The following is a 22,658-nucleotide window of genomic DNA, read 5'->3' on the forward strand; positions in this document are numbered from 1 at the left end:
GCGTTCCTTATTGGGCTGCGATGGGTTCGTAGATGGACGAAGGCAGGTCATAGCCCCACATCCGGAAGCGTTCGGCATAGTGCGAACGCACGCCTGTCGCGGTGAAATGGCCGATGATCTTGTTCTCGGGGGTCAGGCCGACACGCTGATACCGGAAAATCTCCTGCATCGAAATCACGTCGCCTTCCATGCCGGTGATCTCGGTGATCGAGGTCATGCGGCGCGAGCCGTCCTGCAAGCGAGAGGCCTGCACGATCAGGTTCACAGCCGACGAAATCTGACTGCGCACGGCCTTGAGCGGCATTTCGATGCCCGCCATTGCGATCATGTTTTCCAGACGGCTGACGCCATCACGCGCACTGTTGGCGTGGATGGTGGTCATGGACCCGTCGTGGCCGGTGTTCATGGCCTGCAACATGTCGATGACTTCCTCGCCGCGCGTCTCGCCGACGATGATACGGTCGGGGCGCATCCGCAGGGCGTTCTTCAGACAGTCGCGGGGCGACACCTCGCCCTTGCCTTCGACGTTGGGCGGGCGGCTTTCCATGCGGCCCACGTGGGTTTGTTGCAGTTGCAGTTCGGCGGTGTCTTCGATGGTCAGGATACGTTCGGCGTTGTCGATAAAGGACGACAGGGCGTTCAGCGTGGTGGTTTTGCCCGAACCGGTACCGCCCGACACGATAATGTTCAGACGGGTCGCCACGGCGGCTTGCAGATATGCAGCCATTTCTTCGGTGAAGGCCCCGAAATTCACCAGATCGTCGATGCCCAGCTTGTCTTTTTTGAACTTCCGGATCGACACCAGGCTGCCGTCGACCGCGATGGGGGGCACCATGGCGTTGAAGCGCGAGCCGTCTTTCAGACGGGCGTCAACGTAAGGGTTGCTTTCATCGACGCGCCGACCCACCGCCGACACGATCTTGTCGATGATGCGCAGCAGGTGGCGTTCGTCCTTGAAGGTGACGTCGGTCAGTTCCAGCTTGCCGTTGCGTTCGACAAAAATCTGTTGCGGGCCGTTGACCAGAATATCGTTGACGGTGTCGTCTTTCAGCAGCGTTTCAAGCGGGCCGAGGCCTTTGACCTCGTCGTACAGCTCCTGGTTCAGCGTATGGCGTTCGTCGCGGTTCAGAACGATGCTGCGTTCTTGCAGGAATTCGGCTGCGATTGCGCTGATTTCGTGGCGCAGGTCCTGTTCCGACGCGGTTTCCAGCGCGGCCAGGTTCAGACTGTCCAGCAGGGCGCGGTGCAGTTCCAGCTTGATCTCGCCCATACGCTCTTTGCGTTTGCGTTCCTTTTCAACCGGCGCAACGGTCGCGGCGGCGATGGTCGAGCGCCGGGAGACGCGGGTCGGATCGGGCTTGACCGTTGTCGCGGGCATCTGCGTAACCTTGGCGGTCGGCGCTGCCTTAGGGGCGGATGCACCAGGCGCTGTTGCCGCGGCTTTTTTATACTTGGAAAACATGGGCTTCCCCCGGTTTCAGATCAGGCCGCCTTGGCCTGTTCGGATTTTGTTTCATGAATTGATGCTGCCAGTTTGGCAATTTCGCGGCGCAGCGGGTTTTTCGGGGCCGAAGCGGCCAGCGGCAGCCCGTGATCGGCGCCTTGGGTGATCGGTTTGCCGCCGTCGGGCAGCGACACTTCGATGTTTATTTCAAGGCTTTCGGCCATACGCTTCACCCGGCCCTTGCCGCTGAGATCGGTGAACTTCGGGGCGCGGTTCAACACATAGCGCAGCTTTTCCGCGGGCAGTTCTTCGGACTGCAACGCGCGTTTGAACCGCAGTGTGTTTTGCGCCGACCGCATGTCCAGTTCGATGGTTGCGAAATAGATATGGGCGGCGTGCAGCACCGTTTCGGTCCACTGCACCAGCGTCGAGGGCATATCGACCACAACATAATCAAAGTGGCTGCGGGCCATTTCGATCACGCGGCTGATGTCTTCGGGCGTGATCAGGTCCAGCGGCAGCATGTCGGCGGGGGCCGTCAGCACGTGCAACTTTTCGTTAAAGGTCAGCAGCGACTGGCCGAAGGTTTCGTCGTCCATGTTTTCGGTGTCGGATATCATTTCATAGACCGCCTCGCGGCGGGCAAGGTCCAGATAGGTCGACACCGACCCGAATTGCAGGTCCAGATCCAACAGACATACGGTGGGGGCGGTTTCGCCCTTTTTGCCCAAGGTCGCCAGCTCCCACGCCAGATTGGTCGCCAAAGTCGTGGCACCGGTGCCGCCGGCGATGCCGTGTACCACGATCACCGCGCCTTCCTTGCTGGAGCCTGCGCGCAGGGCGGGGGTGTTTGTTTCGATTTTTTCCGGTTCGGGCGGGGTTTGAATGCGCTGGATGGCCAGTTGCAATTCACCCTCGGGCAACGGGTAGGGAATGAATTCGTCCGCACCTTGGCGCAGCAGCGAATGCAGCGATGCGGGTGTCACGTCCTCGGCGATCAGGATCACCTTGATCTTGCGCGCCTTGGCCTGGGTGATCACTTCGGTCATCAGGACAAGGTTGTCCTCGTCCTCTTGATCCATGGCCAATGCGATGAACTCAAGCGCCTCGGCCTCGGGTTGACCAAAGAATGCCAACGCCTCGACAAAGCCCAGATCACCCCAGGCCTCGCCCAGAGTGGTTTCCATGTCCTCGATCAGCAGGTCAAAGTTCTGCACATCGCGGCTGACGGTGCAGGCGACAATCGGGGCGGTTTCTGGTTGTGGCATGGCGATGCTCATTACCTATCTTCCTCATTTACAAGGGCAGGCAGGTAGAGCCGGGGCGTTGTCTTTCGCCCAAATCTATCCCACCGTAGCTGAGTCGGGTGCAAGGCACCGAACACAGTTGTCCCACTGGGGGTAAATTCGCAGCTAATCTGGGCAGGAATGGGGCCAAAACGGCCCAATTGTTAGGAATCTCGGAACGATGGGCGCGCGTTGCGCTTATTGTTCAGTCCGCAAATCAGACCCTTTGATGCCTTCCAACTGGCTGGGCGGCACGGCGGATGCGATGTAGTCGCGGTAGATGATTTCGGCGTATTTGCCGTCCAGCACCTGCGGATGGCGGGCGACGAAACCGGACACTTCGGTCACGGTGCGGCGGTTGCGCCGTTCGCGGCCCTGGGTCACGATCAACGGCTGGGTTTCGCCAAACGACGCGACCGCTTCCAGTCGTGACCGCGAAATGCCCATCGAGGTCAGATAACCCACGACTGCGTTGGCACGGGCCAGCCCCAGACGGCGGTTGTAGGCCGCCGATCCGACGGCATCGGTGTGCCCGTAGACGCGAAAGCGGATTTCGGGGAATTGGCGAATCCAGTCGGCTTGCTGACGCAGAATGGCCTGTGCAGTGCCGTCCAGTTGCGCGCTGTTGAATGCAAAGGTCACCATCGAGGTGATTTCGGTCGCAAAGCGGTTTGCCAGATCAACAGTGTATTGACGTTCGCCGTTCATGATTTGGGTGTTGTTTTGTGTGGCCGACCCGAACGACCCGTTGTCTATCGTCGATCCCGCCTCGCGGTAGAATTGCGTGTAAACAGGGTCGGTCGATGTACAGGCGGATAGGGCGACCACAAGGGCCAGTACGCAAGTGGATTGTTTTTTCATGATATTCTGGCCTCGCATCGCATCAATCCATCACATAGCCGTAAGAGCCGCTGAAATCCTGTTTGGCCACTTCGCCTGCGGCCCCTTTTTTGGGCGTCCGCGTTCCGGCGGCCACGCGGCCGTTCAGGAACAGATCCTTTTCAGTCGGCGCAAGCACCCGGTCGGTGGGCAAAGCCAACGCTTCGCCGCGTGTCGGCGTCACCAAGTGGGCGGTGATGATGATCACCAGTTCCGTCTGGTTGCGCTGGTACGAGGCCGAGCGGAAGAGGGCGCCCAGAACCGGCACATCGCCCAGCCACGGAAGCTGCGAGTTGCTGTCGGAAAAGTCGTCTTGCAGCAGTCCCGCAATGGCAAAGCTTTCGCCGTCGCGCATTTCGACCGTGGTCGAGGTTTCGCGACGGGTGAAGGCGTCGATCTCGAAGCCGTTGACCGAAAAGCCGTTGGTCGGGTCAATCGCCGATACGGCAGCTTCAAGTTCGAGGTTGATCAGATCCTTGTCCACCACGCGGGGGATAAAGTTCAGCTCGATGCCGAAGGGTTTGTATTCGACGGTGATTGTGCCGCCATCCTGGCTGACCGGAACGGGATATTCGCCACCGGCGAGAAATTTCGCCTCTTGGCCCGAAAGCGCCACGAGGTTCGGTTCGGCCAGCGTGCGCACAACACCTTTGGTTTCAAGGGCTTCCAGAAGGATGCCAACCTGGGTCGAGCCTGCGTTAAAGCCGAACAGAATAGCGCCCGCATTGGTGTTTGTCCCCGGAACGCTGCCGCCCAGCGAATTGGTGATGCCGCCGGATGTGTTGGTTGTGCCCGTGCCGCCGTTGATGCCCAGATCACCGCCCAACGTGGTGCCGTTCAGCGCCAGCGACGAGCTGAGCGATTTTGACACCGACCGCTGCATTTCGGCAAAGCGCACCTTCAGCATGACCTGCTGCACACCGCCGACGCTCATCAGGTTGGACACGCGGTCGGGGGCATAGCGCGATGCCAGATCCAGCGCCCGTTGCAAACGTTGGGTGGACGAAACGGTGCCCGACAGCACGATGCCGTCATTGGCGGTGCGCACTTCGATGTTTTCGCCGGGCAGGATCTGCCGCAGGCGTTCCTTGAATTCCGAGATGTCCGCGGCGACGCGCACATCGACGTTGGTGATCAATCGTCCCGAGGCGTCCAGCAGCGTCAGCGTGGTCAGCCCCGGCGACTTGCCCAGAACATAAATGGTGCGGTCGGACAGCGACGAAATGTCTGCAATCGCCGGGTTGGCGATGCTGAGTTCCGCAAAGGGGATGTCACTTTCAACGACCACAGCGCGGTTCATGGGTACGTTCAGCGTGCTGGCTGTGCCCTTTTTGACCACGCGCAACGTGTCTGCCTGTGCGGAATGTGTCAGCGCCAGCGGTGCAGCCGCCAGCGTAAGGCCCACAAGGGCCGCCTTGAGAAAACTATTCAATGTCATTGTGACCTGCCCTTTTGATCACGCCTGGATAGGGTCTTGGTGCCCTGAATTGCCTGAACCATGCGCCAGTTTGCTTTTTTATGCAAGAATCAACGCCTTCGCGTCTTTGGTTTATGTGGATAAGTGGCAACAGAGCCAGAATGCCCAAGGCCGCCTGTCACGGGCGGCCTTGGGTAAGATCATGTAATCATGCGGCTTTGCGGTCAGTTGGTGCAGGGGATCGGAATTTCGACCACCTCTGCGCCACGGCGGGTTTTGATGGTGCAAACCTCGGCAGCCTTCACCTCGGCGGCGGCTTCCTTGGTTTCGATGCCCAGCAAGGTGCGCTGGTCGATCTCGATTGCGCCGGCCACCGTGTCGTCATCCGCGCCGACCAAAGACAGCGCCAGCCGACCTGTCGATTGGGCCTGGGCCAGCGCTGCGACCTGCGCGGGTTTGACCGCAACAGTCACGGTCTGTGCAATGACCGCGCCATCCAGATCACCGGCGGCGGATTGGTCGATGGCGATCAGCTTGACACCTGGCTCGATCAGTTTGGTGACATCGCCGCTTTCCGAAGACAGCTCGCGGCCCACCTGGCCGGTCCAGTACACGTCGACGCGGTCGCCGGGGCGCAAGAAGCCCGAAACACCGCTGGCCACGTCCACCTTGATGGCAAAGGCGCGCATGCCGCGTTCAAGACGCGATGTCAGGCCTGCTTCTTCGCCCGGTTCTGTCACTTTGACCGACAAAATGGCTTCGTCTTTTTCCATGGCGCGCAAAACGACACGCTGGTTGGACTGGCCTTCGGGCCACAGGACATTGTCGCCGGTGAAGGCACCTTCGGGAATGGCGTTAACCGGCCAGTTGACCGTGCGCACATCCTCGGCGGTGAACGGCTCGCCGTATTTCAGTTGGCGGTCGGCGACGTAAACTTCGACGGTGGGCACCACTTGGGCGCGCGCCGCGCGTTCTTTGGCCAGTTCATGTTGATAGGCCCCGATATAGTTTTTGGCCATGTAGACGGCGCCACCCGCAAGGGCGAAGCCAACAATCAGGACCAGTCCAAATACAGCACGCATCTGATTACCTCTAGTTCGATGTGGCGCGCCCCAGTGTCCGGTGCGCTTGTTTGTTGCTGTCCCTGATATCGCAACAATGTGGCGAAAACGCGGACAGTGGGTGGCTAGGTTAAGACAACTGGATCAATCCGACCCAAGGTCGAAACGCCGCAACCTGTTTCAGGCGCGGCGTCTTTTCGTAGTGGTGGGCCCGGTCCGTCGGTCTTTTGCGAAATTAGAAAAAGTTCGTCAAAAATGTTCCGGTTCCTGCGGAGACGCCCGCCGCCCCGCTTTTCAGTGCCAGTACGATGGCGACGGCCAGTGCGACAACGGCAGCGGTCAAAACGACCCAGTCAACCGTGACGGCACCGTTTTCGTCGGAACGGATGCTGTTGATCATTTTGCGCATAGAAATAACCTTGTTATTCGTTGCATGAAATTTTGCCCGGATGGGCGAATGCAAAAGGCCGCGCCCTGCGTGCAGGACGCGGCCTTAGCGTCTTTTGACCTAAGCGGTCAGACCGAACCTATTACAGGTTGGGGTCTTGCTTGCCGAGGAATGTGTTGGTGTCTGCTGTCAGGTCCGACGCGCCGGTTTCGATCGACGTATAGGCGGCAACGGCCAGGCCAACAACGGCGGCGGTCAGCACGACCCAGTCAACGGTCACGGCACCAGCTTCGTTTGCGCGGAAGTTCTTGAAGAAGTTTGTCAGTTTTGTCATCGTAGTGTCCCTCCAAAGGATCAGTTTGTTTGTGTTAACCTTGTCTGCACTGTGTGGGCCGCTCTCTCTATTGGCCCGTGTTCGACTTGGTATGACGCTATATAGCTGTCTGAATGGGGCGCGAATTGGGCGGGAAACGGGACAAAATAAGTTTTTCAAGGTTGGCGTGGAAACAATCGGTTAACCTTTTGAAAAACAACAAATCTGTTCGCAAAGAAATTTTGAAACCCCGGTTTGTGTGATCCAAATCATACAGAATGTGGCGGTTTGGCCATGTTTGGGGGCTGATTTTCTGGTTTGCTGTCCGGTTTTCTGCAAGGATAGGCAAAATAATCAACAATAGCCGGACACGAGAGCAGGTCCTGACATGCGTTTTTTTGCGATTTCCCTGTTGGGGGCGGCTTTGGCCTGTGCGCCTGCGTGGTCAGAATCGCCCGCACCCTTTCCTGATTTCCAGGCCAAGCGGGTGAAACCGCCCGCCGCCGGTACGAAAAAGCGGATCACGATCCAGATTGACCCGACCGAAGTGGCGGTTGCGGCGCCCAAACCCACAGCGACCCCCAAAGCCCCCCAGACAGCGAAGGGGTCTTACGACTGGTTCTGGGAGAAAATCTCGCCCGATCTGGCGCAGGCGGGGCCGGGGCGTCTGGAAGAGGCCATGGCCGCGATCAGCGCAGGCGGGGTGGCCGCACCGCGTTTGCAGCAGATGCAGGGAATCGCGCAGGCCCAAGGTGTCGAGATTTTGAAATCGACCATCGGCACCCGTGTGTCCCCCGCGCTGGTGCTGGCGGTGATGACTGTGGAAAGCGCGGGCAAACCTGATGCGGTCAGCCGTGCGGGTGCCCAAGGGTTGATGCAACTGATGCCCGACACCGCCGCGCGCTTTGGTGTGGCCAACAGCCTGGTGGCCGCCGAGAACATTCGCGGCGGGGTGCAATATCTGGACTGGCTGATGGGCCGGTTCGACCACGATCCGATTCTGGTGCTGGCAGGTTATAATGCGGGCGAGGGGTCGGTGCAGACCCATGCGGGCGTGCCGCCCTTTGCCGAGACCCGCGATTACGTGCCCAAGGTGCTGGCGGCCTTTCAGGTCGCCCGTGGCTTGTGCCTGACGCCGCCGCAACTGATCAGCGACGGATGCGTCTTTGCGGCGATGAACTGATCCACAAACGCAAAAGGGGGCCACGTGCGGCCCCCCTTACTATAGTATACGGCCCTTTTGGGCGCAGTTTCAGACGATGGTCGCCTCGGTCGCTGCGCGCAGCTCGTCCTCGGTGACGCCGTCGGCGCATTCCACGATCTTCAGACCGCCCTCGACCACATCCAGCACGCCAAGGTTGGTGATGATGCGATCCACCACGGCCTTGCCGGTCAGCGGCAGCGTGCATTCTTTCAGCACTTTGGATTCGCCGGCCTTGTTCTGATGGTCCATGACCACGATCACACGTCCCACGCCCGCGACCAGATCCATCGCGCCGCCCATGCCCTTGACCAGCTTGCCCGGAATCATCCAGTTCGCCAGATCGCCGTTTTCGGCCACTTCCATGGCGCCCAGAATCGCGGCGGCAATCTTGCCGCCACGGATCATACCGAACGACATGGCGCTGTCGAAATAGGCCGTGCGCGACAACTCGGTGATGGTCTGCTTGCCCGCGTTGATCAGGTCGGCGTCTTCTTCACCTTCAAACGGAAAGGGACCCATGCCCAGCATCCCGTTTTCGGATTGCAGGGTGATGTCCTTGTCGCCGACATAGTTGGCCACCAGCGTCGGAATGCCGATCCCGAGGTTCACATACATGCCGTCTTCTAGCTCTTGAGCCGCGCGCGCGGCCATCTGGTTGCGATCCCAAGGCATTACTTTTCCTCCTGCGGGCGGGTGGTGCGTTGTTCGATGCGCTTCTCGTGTTCGCCCTGAATGATGCGGTGCACATAGATGCCGGGCAAATGGATGCTGTCGGGGTCCAGCGACCCGCGCGGTACGATTTCCTCGACCTCGACGATGCAGACCTTGCCGCACATGGCGGCGGGCGGGTTGAAATTGCGGGCCGTCTTGCGGAACACAAGGTTGCCGGTGTCGTCGGCTTTCCACGCTTTGACGATGGACAGGTCGGCCACGATGCCGCGTTCCAGGATGTAATCCTCGCCGTCAAAGGTTTTCACTTCCTTGCCCTCGGCGATCTGGGTGCCGACGCCGGTTTTTGTGTAAAAACCGGGGATGCCAGAGCCGCCAGCGCGCATACGCTCGGCCAAGGTGCCTTGGGGGTTGAATTCCAGCTCAAGCTCGCCCCCCAGATACTGGCGCATGAATTCCTTGTTCTCGCCGACATAGGACGAAATCATCTTCTTCACCTGCTTGGTCTGCAACAGGATGCCGATGCCGAAATCATCGACGCCGGCGTTGTTGGACGCAAAAGTCAGGTTCTTGGTGCCGGCCTCTTTGATGGCCTGCAACAGCAGTTCGGGGATGCCGCACAGGCCAAAGCCCCCTGCCGCGATCAACATGCCATCCGAAAGAACGCCATCCAGCGCCTCGGCGGCAGAGCCATAGACTTTTTTCATGAATATCCCCTTGTGTCAGTGTCCTGAGAGTTCTGACCTTAGGTCGCCGTGGTGTCAACAAGACCCGGCAGTTCGCAAGGGGGCGTGGGCGACACCGGGCGCATTTTGCGCAGCGGTGTCGCGATGTGCTTAAGCTTTGTCGTCGTCCGTAGATTTGGCCGCAGATTTTGCCGCAGGTTTTTTAGCGGCAGGCTTCTTTGCGGCAGGCTTTTTCGCAGCAGCTTTTTTTGCTGCGGGCTTTTTAGCAGCGGGTTTCTTCTTGGGGGCTGCTTTGCGCTTGGCCGGGGATTTGGCCAGCTTTTCCTCGATCAGCAAAACGGCGGCATCCATCGTCAGGTCGTCAGGCTCGACCTCTTTGGGGATCGTCGCGTTGACCTTTTCCCATTTCACATAGGGGCCATACTTGCCCTTCATGATGTTGACCGGTCCGCCCTGATCGGGGTGCTCGCCCAGTTCGCGGATCGGCTTGGCGGCCACGCCACGCCCCCCGCGCGAGGCGACCTTTTCGGCCAAAAGCTGCACGGCGCGGTTCATGCCCACGGTCCAGACCTCGTCGATGCCTTCAAGGTTGGCGTTGGTGCCGCCGCGCTCGGATGTGCTTTCGGCGTGTTTCAGATAGGGGCCGTAGCGCCCGATGTTGGCCCAGACGCTGATGCCATCCTCGGGGTGGGGACCGACCAGGCGGGGCAGCGACAGCAATTGCAGCGCCTGACCCAGATCGACATCGGCGGGCGGCCAGTCCTTGGGGATCGACTGGCGCGGCGGTTTCTTGTTGTCGTCCGTGACCTCGCCGCGCTGCACATAGGGGCCAAAGCGCCCTTTGAACGCGTAAATCTTGTCACCCTGGTCTTCGCCCAATGTCTTGCCTTCGGGCGGGATGCCGCCCGTGTCTTCGGCACCGGGAGGGCCAAAGGCGCGGGTGTAGCGGCATTCGGGATAGTTCGAGCAGCCGATGAATGCGCCGCCCGAACGAGCCGTGCGCATCGACAGACGGCCATTGCCGCAGTTGGGGCACAGGCGCGGGTCGGTGCCGTCTTCGGTGGGCGGGAACAGATGCGGCTCCAGAACCTCGTTGATCTTTTCCAGAACCTCGGTGATCCGCAAGTCGGACGTTTCGGCCACGGCGGCCGAGAAATCGCGCCAGAAGGTCGCCAGAACCGATTTGTAATCGCGATCCCCTGCGCTCACATCATCCAGCTCTTCCTCGAGCGAGGCGGTGAAATCATAGCCCACGTATTTGCGGAAATAGTTTTCAAGGAACGCGATCACCAACCGGCCCTTGTCTTCGGGGATCAGGCGGTTCTTGTCCTTGCGGACGTATTCACGGTCTTGAATCGTGGTGACAATGCTGGCGTAGGTCGACGGGCGGCCGATGCCCAGCTCTTCCATACGCTTGACCAATGTCGCCTCGGTGTAGCGGGGCGGCGGCTGGGTAAAATGCTGTTCGGGCGTGACGGCGCGCTTGTCCATCTTGTCGCCTTCGCTGATTTGCGGCAGGCGCTTGTCGTCGTCATCCGTCACGTCATCGTCGCGGCCTTCCTCGTAGACTTTGAGGAAACCGTCAAACAGCACGACCTGACCGGTGGCGCGCAGCATCACCTGACCGTCCTGGCTGCCCACATCGACGGTGGTGCGTTCCAGTCGCGCGCTTTCCATCTGACAGGCCAGCGTGCGTTTCCAGATCAGATCATACAGTTTGCGCTGGTCGCCATCGCTGATTTTCAGCGCGTCCACGTCCTGCGTCATCTCGGTCGGGCGGATACATTCGTGCGCTTCCTGGGCGTTTTTTGCCTTGTTCTTGTAAACACGCGGGCTGCTGGGCACATATTCGGCGCCGTAACGGTCCTTGATCGCGTCGCGCGCCATCTGCACGGCCTCGGGGGCCATGTCGATGCCGTCGGTCCGCATGTAGGTGATATAGCCCGCTTCATACAGACGCTGTGCGGCGCTCATGGTCTGGCGCGCACCCATGCCGAATTTGCGGCTGGCTTCCTGTTGCAGGGTCGATGTCATGAAGGGCGCAGACGGGTTGCGGTTGGCGGGCTTGGCCTCGACCGACTGCACCTTCAGATCGCGGCTGGTGATCGCCTGCACGGCCATTTCGGCCTGTGTGCCGTTTTCAATGTCGTAGCGGTCCAGCTTTTTGCCGGCCAGCGTGGTCAGACGCGCCTCGAATTCCTGTCCGCGCGGGGTCGCCAGCAGCGCCTTGACCGACCAGTATTCACGGGCACGGAACGCTTCGATTTCCATCTCGCGCTCGGTGATCAGCCGCAGACAGACCGATTGCACGCGGCCCGCCGATTTTGCACCAGGCAGCTTGCGCCACAGAACCGGCGACAGGTTAAAGCCCACCAGATAGTCCAGCGCGCGGCGGGCCAGATAGGCCTCGACCAGCGGCATGTCGACCTGACGGGGGTTTTTCATCGCCTCGGTCACGGCGGTCTTGGTGATCGCGTTGAACACAACCCGCGACACCGGGGTGCTTTTGGTGATCGACTTGCGCTTGGTCAGCGCCTCTTGCAGGTGCCAACTGATCGCCTCGCCCTCGCGATCGGGGTCAGTTGCGAGGATCAGTTCGTTGTCGTCTTTCAGGGCGTCGGCAATGGCTTTGACGTGCTTCTTGCTGTCGCTGCCAATCTCCCAAAGCATCTCGAAATCATGCTCGGTGTCGACGGAACCGTCTTTGGGGGGCAGGTCCCGAACATGGCCGTAAGAGGCCAGAACGGTGTAGTTGTCACCAAGATATTTGTTGATTGTCTTGGCCTTAGCCGGAGATTCGACGACGACGACTGGCATGAATGATGCACCTCGGGGACAGTAAAACTTGGGCGTCTATGGCGGCGCTAGATGTGGGGTGCAAGCCTTGAATGTCAACATGCCATCGCTTGAGGGCGTTGTGATGGCCCCTAATTGGGGCGTGTCAGCAGCCCGCCGGGGCTGCGTTCGATGTGTCCGTCCAGTTCAAGTTCCAGCAGAACCGGGGCCACATCAGACGGGGCGGCGGCAATGTCGCGGATCAACTGGTCCTCGGCCAGCGGTGCAGGGCCCAGACGGTTCAGGATCTGGCTGTGCAGGGCGGCGGTTTCACGCAAAGTGCGCCGGTCGCGCGGTGCTTGTGGTGGCGGTGTGTGCGGCAGGTCCATCGGCAGCACGGGCGTCCGGGGGGCCATCGGCGAAAGCGCTTCGATCACATCTGCGGCATTGCGGACCAGCGTGGCCCCGTCACGGATCAGCATGTTACAGCCCGAGGCGCGTGCATCCAGCGGGCTGCCGGGCACGGCCAGCACCTCGCGGCCCTGGTCCAGCGCATCGCGCGCGGTGATCAGGCTGCCGGATTTTGCCGCAGCTTCGACCACGATTGTCGCACGGCCCAGACCCGAGACGATGCGGTTGCGCGGGGGGAAATGTCGCGCCATCGGTTGCAGGCCCATGGGCTGTTCTGACAGCCGCAGGCCGTGTTCTGGAATGGCCAGCGCCAGATCGGTGTTTTCCGCGGGGTACATCATATCTACACCGCCGGCCTGAACCGCGACGGTGCCGGTGTCCAATGCTGCCATATGTGCGGCGGCATCAATGCCCCGCGCCAGACCGGAAACGATCACATAGCCCGCATCGGCCAGATCGCGTGCCAACGATTTGGCCATGCGTGTTCCCAGGCTTGAGGCATTGCGCGCACCGACGATCGAGACCATCGGTCGTTTCAGCACTGACAGATCACCGATGGCCCACAGGAACGGTGGCGCATCAGCCAGGTCGCGCAGCGCGTCGGGATAGTCCGGCGCGGTTTGCGAGATTAGAATTGCCCCGGCCGTCTGGCCGGCTTTCAGCTCGGCCTCGATGACGGCGACGGGGCAAGGGGCGTAGTTTTCCACACCAGCAGCGCGCGCCAGTTCCGGCAACGCATCCAACGCATTTTGCGCGGTGCCGTGTTCGATCAGCAATCTGTTGAACGTCGAGATGCCGACCCGGCGAGATCGCAACAGGCGGAGACGAAGGAACCAATCGTCTTCCGGGGTGGGTAGGAGTGGGGGGTGAATGGAAGAAGGATATGATCCTCGATCAGTCATCCGATGCTCCGCCTGTTGCTACAAGCGTTATGCCGTGACGAGGTTAACAACCCGTGAAGGAATCAACGCCGTTCCGACAAAAAACAATTCAGGTACCGCCAGCAATCAGCCGCCGCTGCCGCCCACGGTCAGCCCGCCGATCATCAACGTCGGTTGGCCTACGCCCACAGGCACCCATTGCCCCGCCTTGCCACAGTTGCCCATGCCGGGGTCAAGTGCGGGATCGTTGCCGATGGCGCGGATCTGTTGCAACGCAGTGGCGCCATCTCCGATCAAGGTCGCGCCTTTGACCGGGGCGCCGACCACTCCGTTTTGCACGCGATAGGCTTCGGTGCAGGAAAACACGAACTTGCCATTGGTGATGTCCACTTGGCCGCCACCGAATCCCACGGCATAAATGCCGTCCTTCAGGTCGGCCACGATGTCGCCCGGTGTCACGTTGCCGCCCAGCATATAGGTGTTGGTCATACGCGGCATCGGTGTATGCGCATAGCTTTCGCGCCGTCCGTTGCCGGTGGGGGCCACACCCATCAGCCGCGCGTTCTGCCGGTCCTGCATATAGCCGACCAGCACGCCGTCCTCGATCAGCACATTGCGCGCGCTTGGGGTGCCTTCGTCGTCGACGGTGATCGACCCGCGCCGGTCGGGGATGGTGCCGTCGTCCAGGACTGTCACGCCGGGGGCGGCAATGCGCTGGCCCATCAACCCGGCAAAGGCTGACGATCCTTTGCGGTTGAAATCGCCCTCAAGCCCGTGGCCGATGGCCTCGTGTAGCAGAATACCGGGCCAGCCGGGGCCCAACACCACGTCCATCACACCCGCAGGGGCCGGCACCGCATCCAGATTGACCACAGCCACCCGCAGGGCCTCGCGTGCTTTGGTCTGCCAGTCGGCCGGGTCCAGCAGGCCATCAAGGCCCACACGCCCGCCACCACCTGCCGTGCCTGATTCGCGGCGGCCGTTCTGTTCGACGATCACCGACACGTTTACGCGGGTCATCGGGCGCACGTCGCGCACCGATCCACCTTCGGGGCGCAAAATTTCAACCTCTTGCAAGGACGCCGCGATGGTGGCCGACACCTGCACCACCCGTTTGTCCAAAGCGCGGGCGAATGAGTCGATTTCGCGCAATGTGTCCAGTTTGACCGGAAAGGCAGCACCGGCAATCGGATCTTCGTCGGTATAAAGACGCGTGTTGGTGGCCTGTGGCGCGTCGGCCCATGTGCCGCCGCCATCGCCCACCGCCAGCCGTGCGGTCTCGCTCGCGCGCTTCAGCGCAGCCACCGAAAGCTCGGTAGAATGGGCATATCCGGCAACTTCACCCCGCACCGCGCGCAGCCCGAATCCTTCGGACGCATCGTAGCTGGCGGTCTTTAGACGTCCGTCGTCGAACACCAGTGCCTCGGACCGGCGGCGTTCCAGAAAAAGCTCGCCGTCATCAGCCCCGTCAGTGGCCGCGCGCAGCACCTTCAGTGCCTCTTCACGGTCCAGCAGAGTGTCAAACGGGGTAAATGGGGCATCGGTCATTGGGGGCTGATCCTGATTTTTTTAGGTGATGGCGTCTCTTTGACGCGGTAAGAATGGCTTTATCTTGCAGATAGAATATGATTGTAAGCGCGGGTAATACAACGGGAGGCGAAAGCGCAGTTTGCTTTGTCCGTTCCCCGCGCCCAACAGCGATCACAAGATCAGGACGATACATGACCAAGCATTTCTCGATCAAAGGCCTTGTTTCCGGCCTTTTTGCCGCCACCGCCGCACTGCCAGCGATGGCGCAGGACAACCTTGAAATCGTGGGCGCTCCGCGCGACGGCCTTATGGGCTTTCAGCCCGCCGTGACCGAACTGGCGCGTGATTTGCAGTGGTTGGACCACATGCTGCTGATCATCATTAGCGCGATTTCGCTGTTTGTGATTGGCCTGCTGGCCTGGGTCAGTATCCGCTACAACGCCCGTCGCAACCCGAAACCGGCCGGCTTCACACACAACACCCCGATCGAAATCGCATGGACTGTGATTCCCATCGTGATTCTGGTGTTCATCGGTGCGTTCTCGTTGCCGATCCTGTTCAAGCAGCAGGAAATTCCAGACGCCGACCTGACCATCAAGGTGACCGGTTACCAGTGGTACTGGGACTATTCCTATGTGGACGAAGGCATTGAATTCTCCAGCTACATGATCGGCGCTCCGGCGACCGGCGGTCAGAACATGATGACCCCCGAGGTCGAGCAGCAACTGATCGACGCGGGTTATTCCAAGGACGAATTCCTGCTGGCCACCGACAATGCGGTTGTTGTCCCCGTGGGCAAGATCGTCGTGATGCAGGTAACCGGTGCGGACGTGATCCACTCGTGGGCGATGCCTGCCTTTGGCGTCAAACAAGACGGCGTGCCCGGACGTCTGGCCGAATTGTGGTTCAAGGCCGAGCGTGAAGGCGTCTATTTTGGCCAGTGTTCCGAACTGTGCGGCATCAACCACGCTTATATGCCGATCACCGTCAAGGTCGTCTCGGAAGAGGCCTATGCCGCATGGCTGGAAACGGCCCGCGAAGAATTCGCAAGCCTGCCGATGCCGAAAAGCTTCCAGATCGCTTCGAAGTAAGCCAACAGGGCGGGGGCGTCTCGTTCCCCGCCTTTCCTGACTTCACATGATACGTGAGAGCCAAATGACCGACATCAGCAGCCAGCCACAGGCCTTTGAGGCCGAAGCGTCCTTTGGCGATTATTTCGCGCTGATGAAGCCGCGCGTGATGCAGCTTGTCGTGTTTACCGCATTGGTCGGCATGTTGGCGGCACCCGTCGGGGTGAACCCGGTTGTCGGCTTTGCGTCGATCCTGTTTATCGCCATCGGGGCAGGGGCCTCGGGCGCGCTGAACATGTGGTGGGATGCCGACATCGACCACATCATGAAGCGCACGGCCAACCGCCCCATTCCCGCAGGCAAGGTCCAGCCGGGCGAGGCGCTGAGTATTGGCGTCGCGCTGTCGGGCCTTTCGGTGATGATGCTGGCGCTGTCTGCCAACTTTCTGGCCGCCGGTTTGCTGGCGTTCACCATTTTCTTTTATGCCGTGATCTATTCGATGTGGCTGAAACGCTCGACCCCGCAGAACATCGTGATCGGTGGCGCGGCGGGGGCCTTTCCGCCGGTGATCGGCTGGGTTGTGGCCACCGGGTCCATGTCGGTCGAGGCATGGCTGATGTTCGCGCTGATCTTCATCTGGACACCGCCGCACTTCTGGGCGCTGGCGCTGTTCATGAAGTCGGATTACGACGATGCGGGCGTGCCGATGCTGACCGTGACGCACGGACGCCGGACCACGCGCAAACATATCCTGGCCTATACCGTTGTTCTGGCGGTTCTGGCTGTGGGCACCGCGTTCACGTCGATTGGCGGGCTGATTTATCTGACCACCGCCGTCATCCTGAACGGGCTGTTCCTGAAAGGGGCCGTTGCAATCTGGCGCCGTGACGAAGCGGATGCCGAAGCTGATGGCTATGCCGTTGAGAAGTCGTTCTTCAAGCTGTCGCTGCTGTATCTGTTCCTGCATTTCGGTGCGATCATGGCCGAGGCGCTGTTGCGCAGCTCGGGTATTGGAGGCTGGTGATGGCGATCAAGGCAGAACACGAGATTCATGGCCGCCGCCGTGGTCGGAACCTGGGCGTTGGCCTGTTGCTGGCAGGGTTTGTGGTGCTGGTGCTGGCGCTGACCTTTGCCAAGGTGACCAGCGGTGATTTCGAAGTGCCGCGCGCGGAGGCGTTGAAATGAAACGTCTTCAGGGGCCACAGCGTACAGTCGTTCAACTGGTCGGCGTTGTGCTGATTATGGGTGGTTTGTCGTGGGCATCGGTGCCGTTCTACAACTGGTTCTGCCGTGTCACCGGTTTTGGCGGCACGCCGGGCCAAGTTGCCGAGGGCGTGGATCACATTCTGGATCAGGAAATCACCATCCGGTTCGACGCTTCGGTCGACAGCGAAATGCCGTGGGAATTCAAGCCGGTCGAAACCAAGATGAAACTGCGCATCGGGGAAACGGCGCTGGCGTTTTACGAGGCCTATAACCCGACCGACCACCCGATTGCCGGATCGGCCAGCTATAACGTGACGCCCTATTCGGCGGGCGGGTTCTTCAACAAGATCCAGTGTTTCTGCTTTGAGGAACAGATTCTGCAACCCGGCGAGCGGGTGCAGATGCCTGTGACTTTCTTCGTCGACCCCGAGATTGTCGATGACCGCGATGCAAAATACGTGCATACGATCACGCTGAGCTATACATTCTATGAAATTGATCTGCCCGAAGGCTATGCCGCCCTCGATGTGGACAGCAACGATACCAACCTGAACTGAGGGACTGAACATGGCCCATGCCAAGAACCATGACTATCACATTCTGGCTCCGTCGATCGAGCCGCTTCTGGGCGCAGTAGCTGCCTTTATCATGCTGTTTGGCGGCGTGCTTTGGATGCACGGCATCACACCATTTGTGTTTCTCGCAGGATTCGCGGGCGTCCTTTATGTGATGTTCGCATGGTGGTCCAAAGTGGTCGAAGAAAGCCACGCTGGCGATCACACGCCGGTGGTGCGCATCGGCCTGCGCTATGGCTTTATCCTGTTCATCATGTCCGAAGTCATGTTCTTTTCGGCTTGGTTCTGGTCGTTCTTCAAACATGCGCTCTATCCGATGGAGGAATATATTGGTTCGGGTTATACGCCTCCCTTCATCGTTCCGGTTGACGCGCTGCATCTGCCGCTGATCAACACGCTGGTCCTGCTGCTGTCGGGCTGTGCTGTGACATGGGCGCACCACGCGTTGGTGCACGAAAACAATCGCAAGGATCTGGTGACTGGTCTGGCCATCTCGATCGTGCTGGGCGTCGCCTTTACCGCGCTGCAAGCCTATGAATACGCGCACCTGCTGCACGAAGGCTGGGAATTCGGCGCTGACGAGTTCTATTCCAACTTCTTCATGGCCACTGGTTTCCACGGCTTTCACGTGATTATCGGCACCATCTTCCTGCTGGTCTGCCTGATCCGCGCGATGAAGGGGCACTTTACCCCCGAACGCCACGTCGGTTTCGAAGCGGCTGCATGGTACTGGCACTTCGTGGACGTTGTCTGGCTGTTCCTGTTCTTCGCCGTCTACATGTGGGGCGTGCCCAGCTAATCAGCCGGGTCTGGTTGCACATCGCCAGCAAATCCCTAAAACCCGAAAGGCGCGTGGTGAACCTCGCGCCTTTTGTCATTCCATCGGGCAGCGAAAGACAGGATTGAAAGACGGGCATGGGACGTATTCTGTTTCTGATCGGTATCGGCTTGGGCGGCGCCGCTGTCCTGATTTCGCTGGGCGTCTGGCAGGTCCAGCGGCTGGCCTGGAAACAGGCGGTGCTGGCCGACATTACGGCCCGTATTTCCGCTGATTCTGTGGCATTGCCTGTCGATCCTGATCCTGTGGCCGACAAATACCTGCCTGTTGCCGTGACCGGCACCTACGACGATCAGGTGATCTATGTGCTGGTCAGCCAAAAGCAGATCGGCGCGGGGTACCGTGTGATCGCGCCAATGCAGACCGATGCGGGCCGTCGCGTGTTGATCGACCGGGGTTTCGTGCGGCTGGAAGAGCGTGACGCGGTCACAGCACCCGCAGGCAAGGTGACCGTAACGGGCAACCTGCACTGGCCCCAGGAAATCGACAGCTTTACGCCCGCGCCTGACCTGAAAGAGAACATCTGGTTCGCCCGCGACCTGCCCGCGATGGCGCAGGCCCTGAATGCGGACCCCCTGCTGGTGGTGGCCCGCGAAACGTCACTGCCGGACGGGCCGGTCACACCTTTGCCTGTGGACACTGCGGGCATTCCCAACGATCACTTGCAATACGCCATCACTTGGTTCTCGCTGGCCCTGATCTGGGCTGCGATGACCCTTGTTTTTGCCCTGCGCGGCAGCCGCCGCCGACCAGAAAGGCCCAACTTGTGAAATATATCTCGACCCGTGGCAAAGCGCCCGAGCTGACATTCGAAGACACCATGCTGACAGGTCTGGCCCGTGACGGCGGCCTGTATGTGCCGTCCGAGATCCCGACGCTGTCGCATGACGACATTGCCGCAATGGAAGGCCAGAGCTATGAAGAGATCGCCTTTCGCGTGATGCGCCCATTCGTGGGCGAAACGTTCAGCGACGCCGAATTCCGCGGCTGTATCGACCGCGCCTATGCCGGGTTCGGCCACGCCGCCCGCGCGCCACTGGTGCAACTGGATCAGGGGCATTTCCTGCTGGAACTGTTCCACGGCCCGACGCTGGCATTCAAGGACTTTGCCATGCAACTGATCGGCCAGTTGTTCCAGACCGCCCTGACACGGCGCGGTGAACGGGTGACCATCGTGGGCGCCACCAGCGGCGACACAGGCTCTGCCGCGATCGAGGCGTTTCGCGGGCTGGACAATGTCGATGTCTTCATCCTGTACCCGCATGGCCGCATTTCCGAAGTGCAGCGCCGCCAGATGACGACACCCAGCGAAAGCAACGTGCACGCGCTGGCTGTCGATGGCGACTTTGACGACTGTCAGGCACGGCTGAAGGATATGTTCAACGATTTCGAATTCCGCGATGCGGTGAAACTGGCGGGCGTCAACAGCATCAACTGGGGCCGCGTGCTGGCGCAGGTGGTCTATTACTTCTCGTCCGCCGTGTCCGTCGGCGCGCCGCACCGCAAGGTCAGCTTTACCGTGCCCACCGGCAACTTTGGTGACATCTTTGCAGGCTACATTGCCAAACGCATGGGCCTGCCCATCGACCGGCTGGTGGTGGCGACCAACCAGAACGACATTCTGGACCGCTGCCTGAAAGGGCAGGGCTATCACAAGGGCGACACCGTCCCGTCGATCAGCCCGTCGATGGACATTCAGGTGTCGTCCAACTTTGAACGCGCGCTGTTCGACGCCTATGGACGTGACGGCAAGGCCGTGGCGCAACTGATGGATGAGCTGAAAGAGGGCGGTTTCGACGTGAGCCAGGGCGCAATGGAAACCCTGCAAGAGCATTACGACAGCGGCCGCGCGTCCGAGGATGAAACCAACGCCACCATTGCCGCCACGCTGAAAAACAGCACTGAGCTGCTGTGCCCGCATTCGGCTGTGGGTGTGAAAGTGGCCAATGAACACCGCGTATCGGGCACGCCGATGATCACGCTTGCCACCGCCCATCCGGCAAAGTTCCCCGATGCGGTCGAGAAGGCCAGCGGCATCCATCCCCCCCTTCCCCCGCGCATGGAAGACCTCTATGAACGCGCGGAACGGGTGACGCGGGTGGCCAACGACCTTGCCGCGCTCAAGGACCATATCAAGGGACACATCGCACAGTGAGCTTGCAACAGCACCGCCTTGCCAACGGCTTTCGCATCGTGACCGAACACATGCCGGGGCTGGCCTCGGCGTCTATCGGGATCTGGGTCAATGCCGGTGGCCGGCACGAAACGCCCAAACAGAACGGCATCGCGCATTTTCTGGAGCATATGGCGTTCAAGGGCACGGCCAAACGCAGTGCCCTGCAAATCGCCGAGGCGATAGAAGACGTGGGCGGCTATATCAACGCCTACACCAGCCGCGAGGTCACCGCCTATTACGCACGGGTGCTTGAGGCGGATGTGCCGCTGGCGCTGGACGTGATCGGGGACATCCTGCTGAACCCGTCCTTTGACAAGAACGAGATCGAGATCGAGCGTGGCGTGATCCTGCAAGAGATCGGTCAGGCGCTGGATACGCCCGACGACGTAATCTTTGACTGGTTGCAGGCGCAGGCCTATCCCGAACAGCCCATCGGGCGCACCATCCTGGGCCCGACCGAGCGGATCGAAGCGTTTAGTCGCAGGGATCTGGCCAGGTTCGTGGCCCAGCATTACGGCCCCGAGGAAATGATCCTGTCGGCGGCAGGCGCGGTGGACCACGACAGTATCGTCAAACTGGCCGAGGAAATGTTCGGCGGCATGGTCCCGACGCCTGCCTTCAAACTGGCCCCCGCAAAGTTCCGCGGCGGTGAGGTGCGTCAGGTCAAGGATCTGGAGCAGGCGCATTTCGCGCTGGCGTTCGAAAGCCCCGGCTACCGCGACGAAGAAATCTATGTCGCGCAGATTTACGCAAGCGCCTTGGGTGGCGGCATGTCTTCGCGGTTGTTCCAGGAAGTGCGCGAAAACCGTGGCCTGTGCTATTCGATCTTTGCGCAGGCAGGGGCCTATGACGACACTGGTATGATGACCGTCTATGCGGGCACCAGCGGCGATCAGGTGGCTGAACTGTCGCAGATCACCATCGACGAGATGAAGCGTGCGGCCTCCGACATGAACCCGGCCGAAGTCGCCCGCGCCCGCGCCCAGATGAAAGCCGGATTGCTGATGGGACTGGAAAGCCCGTCCAGCCGCGCCGAACGTCTGGCCCGATTGGTGCAGATCTGGGACCGCGTGCCGCCGCTGGAAGAAACCATTGCGCGCATTGATGCGGTCACCACCGGCGACGTACGCGAGTTTGCGGAACATATCGCGGCCACTGCCCCTGCGGCGCTGGCACTGTATGGGCCGGTTGATACAGCCCCCACGCTGGACGCCTTGCAGGAGCGCCGGGTCGCCTGATGTTGCTGTCCAAGCGGAAACTGCGGATCGAGACCGAGCGCCTGACGCTGCGGCCGCCGATCCATGCAGATTTCCGCCCCTGGGCGGCGTTGCGGGCGCATTCCAAAGACTACCTGACCCCGTGGGAACCCGGCTGGGCCGATGATCATTTGTCGCGCAAGGCGTTTACCAACCGCGTGTACTGGGCGCAGCGGTCCATCTCCAACGGCTCGGCGTTGCCACTGTTCCTGATCCGGCGTTCGGACGAGGTGCTGGTGGGCGCGATCACCCTGGACAACATCCGCCGTGGGCCCGCGCAGGCCGGCACGCTGGGCTATTGGACGGGCCAGATGTTCGCGCGCAAGGGCTATATGCGCGAAGCCATCGAGGCGGTGGTGCACTATGCCTTTACCCGTCAGGACCTTAGCCGGATCGAAGCGGCCTGCCTGCCCGAAAACGCCGCGTCGCGCGGGTTGCTGGAAAAGTCCGGTTTCAAATACGAGGGCGTCGCACAGTCCTATCTGCAAATTGACGGACGCTGGCGAACGCACGTTTTGTACGCATCCTTGCGCCACGACCGTCGCGGGCGCACCGACGCAGGATGACTTTGGCGCAGGATGCGCTAGACTGAG

Annotated in this window: 22 protein-coding genes; 10 read left to right on the top strand and 12 right to left on the bottom strand. The window is 60.6% G+C overall.

From position 1 onward, the window contains the following. Positions 1 to 7 precede the first annotated feature (7 nt). The 7 genes from AAC077_RS13635 to AAC077_RS13665 form a co-directional block, all read right to left on the bottom strand. Positions 8 to 1,462: a CpaF family protein gene (locus tag AAC077_RS13635; protein ID WP_339770485.1), complete on the bottom strand. Its 1,455-nt coding sequence runs from the start codon at positions 1,460 to 1,462 to the stop codon at positions 8 to 10. 20 nt (positions 1,463 to 1,482) lie between these two features. Further along, positions 1,483 to 2,724 (bottom strand): AAA family ATPase, encoded by a 1,242-nt coding sequence (locus AAC077_RS13640; protein WP_339770487.1) that lies wholly within the window; start codon positions 2,722 to 2,724, stop codon positions 1,483 to 1,485. A 204-nt stretch (positions 2,725 to 2,928) separates the two neighbouring features. Continuing rightward, a complete protein-coding gene (locus AAC077_RS13645) occupies positions 2,929 to 3,591 on the bottom strand; it encodes an OmpA family protein (protein ID WP_339770488.1) in 663 nt (220 codons plus the stop codon). Between the two features lie 22 nt (positions 3,592 to 3,613). Beyond that, a complete protein-coding gene (locus tag AAC077_RS13650) occupies positions 3,614 to 5,047 on the bottom strand; it encodes a type II and III secretion system protein family protein (protein WP_339770490.1) in 1,434 nt (477 codons plus the stop codon). Positions 5,048 to 5,250: 203 nt separating this feature from the next. Further along, a complete protein-coding gene (cpaB, locus tag AAC077_RS13655; RefSeq protein ID WP_339770492.1) occupies positions 5,251 to 6,108 on the bottom strand; it encodes a Flp pilus assembly protein CpaB in 858 nt (285 codons plus the stop codon). 214 nt (positions 6,109 to 6,322) lie between these two features. Then, entirely contained in the window at positions 6,323 to 6,487 is a 165-nt protein-coding gene (locus AAC077_RS13660) for a hypothetical protein (RefSeq protein ID WP_339770494.1), read from the bottom strand. A 130-nt stretch (positions 6,488 to 6,617) separates the two neighbouring features. After that, positions 6,618 to 6,800 carry a hypothetical protein gene (locus tag AAC077_RS13665; RefSeq protein ID WP_028954655.1) on the bottom strand — a complete coding sequence of 61 codons (183 nt, stop codon included), beginning with the start codon at positions 6,798 to 6,800 and terminating at the stop codon, positions 6,618 to 6,620. A gap of 376 nt (positions 6,801 to 7,176) precedes the next feature. Here AAC077_RS13665 and AAC077_RS13670 point away from each other — a divergent pair, with 376 nt between their 5' ends. After that, positions 7,177 to 7,971: a transglycosylase SLT domain-containing protein gene (locus AAC077_RS13670; RefSeq protein ID WP_339770496.1), complete on the top strand. Its 795-nt coding sequence runs from the start codon at positions 7,177 to 7,179 to the stop codon at positions 7,969 to 7,971. A 69-nt stretch (positions 7,972 to 8,040) separates the two neighbouring features. Here the strand turns inward: AAC077_RS13670 and AAC077_RS13675 are convergent, their stop codons facing one another. From AAC077_RS13675 to tldD, 5 genes are all read right to left on the bottom strand, one after another. Next, the gene (locus AAC077_RS13675; protein ID WP_339770498.1) at positions 8,041 to 8,664 is read right to left on the bottom strand and encodes a CoA transferase subunit B; all 624 of its coding nucleotides are present in this window, start codon (positions 8,662 to 8,664) and stop codon (positions 8,041 to 8,043) included. Beyond that, complete coding sequence (locus AAC077_RS13680) at positions 8,664 to 9,368, bottom strand: CoA transferase subunit A (RefSeq protein ID WP_339770500.1); 705 nt, start codon at positions 9,366 to 9,368, stop codon at positions 8,664 to 8,666. The genes AAC077_RS13675 and AAC077_RS13680 overlap by 1 nt, the downstream gene beginning before the upstream one ends. 129 nt (positions 9,369 to 9,497) lie before the next feature. Next, positions 9,498 to 12,164 (bottom strand): type I DNA topoisomerase, encoded by a 2,667-nt coding sequence (gene topA, locus AAC077_RS13685; protein WP_339770502.1) that lies wholly within the window; start codon positions 12,162 to 12,164, stop codon positions 9,498 to 9,500. A gap of 110 nt (positions 12,165 to 12,274) precedes the next feature. Further along, entirely contained in the window at positions 12,275 to 13,435 is a 1,161-nt protein-coding gene (gene dprA, locus AAC077_RS13690) for a DNA-processing protein DprA (protein ID WP_339770504.1), read from the bottom strand. 105 nt (positions 13,436 to 13,540) lie between these two features. After that, positions 13,541 to 14,962, bottom strand: coding sequence for a metalloprotease TldD (gene tldD / locus AAC077_RS13695; RefSeq protein ID WP_339770506.1), 1,422 nt, complete (start codon positions 14,960 to 14,962; stop codon positions 13,541 to 13,543). Between the two features lie 173 nt (positions 14,963 to 15,135). Here tldD and coxB point away from each other — a divergent pair, with 173 nt between their 5' ends. The 9 genes from coxB (at position 15,136) to AAC077_RS13740 (ending at position 22,631) form a co-directional block, all read left to right on the top strand. Next, positions 15,136 to 16,035, top strand: coding sequence for a cytochrome c oxidase subunit II (gene coxB / locus AAC077_RS13700; protein ID WP_339770508.1), 900 nt, complete (start codon positions 15,136 to 15,138; stop codon positions 16,033 to 16,035). A 64-nt stretch (positions 16,036 to 16,099) separates the two neighbouring features. Continuing rightward, a complete protein-coding gene (gene cyoE, locus AAC077_RS13705; protein ID WP_339770510.1) occupies positions 16,100 to 17,038 on the top strand; it encodes a heme o synthase in 939 nt (312 codons plus the stop codon). Further along, on the top strand, positions 17,038 to 17,199 hold the full coding sequence (locus AAC077_RS13710) for a cytochrome C oxidase assembly protein (protein WP_339770512.1): 162 nt from the start codon (positions 17,038 to 17,040) through the stop codon (positions 17,197 to 17,199). Before cyoE ends, AAC077_RS13710 begins: the two co-directional genes overlap by 1 nt. Continuing rightward, on the top strand, positions 17,196 to 17,777 hold the full coding sequence (locus AAC077_RS13715; RefSeq protein ID WP_339770514.1) for a cytochrome c oxidase assembly protein: 582 nt from the start codon (positions 17,196 to 17,198) through the stop codon (positions 17,775 to 17,777). The genes AAC077_RS13710 and AAC077_RS13715 overlap by 4 nt, the downstream gene beginning before the upstream one ends. A gap of 10 nt (positions 17,778 to 17,787) precedes the next feature. Next, positions 17,788 to 18,594 (top strand): cytochrome c oxidase subunit 3, encoded by an 807-nt coding sequence (locus AAC077_RS13720; RefSeq protein WP_339770516.1) that lies wholly within the window; start codon positions 17,788 to 17,790, stop codon positions 18,592 to 18,594. A 116-nt stretch (positions 18,595 to 18,710) separates the two neighbouring features. Continuing rightward, positions 18,711 to 19,403 carry an SURF1 family protein gene (locus AAC077_RS13725; RefSeq protein ID WP_339770518.1) on the top strand — a complete coding sequence of 231 codons (693 nt, stop codon included), beginning with the start codon at positions 18,711 to 18,713 and terminating at the stop codon, positions 19,401 to 19,403. Next, positions 19,400 to 20,788 carry a threonine synthase gene (gene thrC / locus AAC077_RS13730; protein WP_339770520.1) on the top strand — a complete coding sequence of 463 codons (1,389 nt, stop codon included), beginning with the start codon at positions 19,400 to 19,402 and terminating at the stop codon, positions 20,786 to 20,788. Before AAC077_RS13725 ends, thrC begins: the two co-directional genes overlap by 4 nt. Next, entirely contained in the window at positions 20,785 to 22,047 is a 1,263-nt protein-coding gene (locus tag AAC077_RS13735; RefSeq protein ID WP_339770522.1) for a pitrilysin family protein, read from the top strand. The genes thrC and AAC077_RS13735 overlap by 4 nt, the downstream gene beginning before the upstream one ends. After that, the gene (locus AAC077_RS13740) at positions 22,047 to 22,631 is read left to right on the top strand and encodes a GNAT family protein (RefSeq protein WP_339770524.1); all 585 of its coding nucleotides are present in this window, start codon (positions 22,047 to 22,049) and stop codon (positions 22,629 to 22,631) included. Before AAC077_RS13735 ends, AAC077_RS13740 begins: the two co-directional genes overlap by 1 nt. The last annotated feature ends 27 nt before the right edge of the window (positions 22,632 to 22,658 follow it).

Origin of the sequence: uncultured Pseudosulfitobacter sp. (genome assembly GCF_963976325.1) — a bacterium.
Taxonomy (GTDB): Bacteria; Pseudomonadota; Alphaproteobacteria; order Rhodobacterales; family Rhodobacteraceae; genus Pseudosulfitobacter.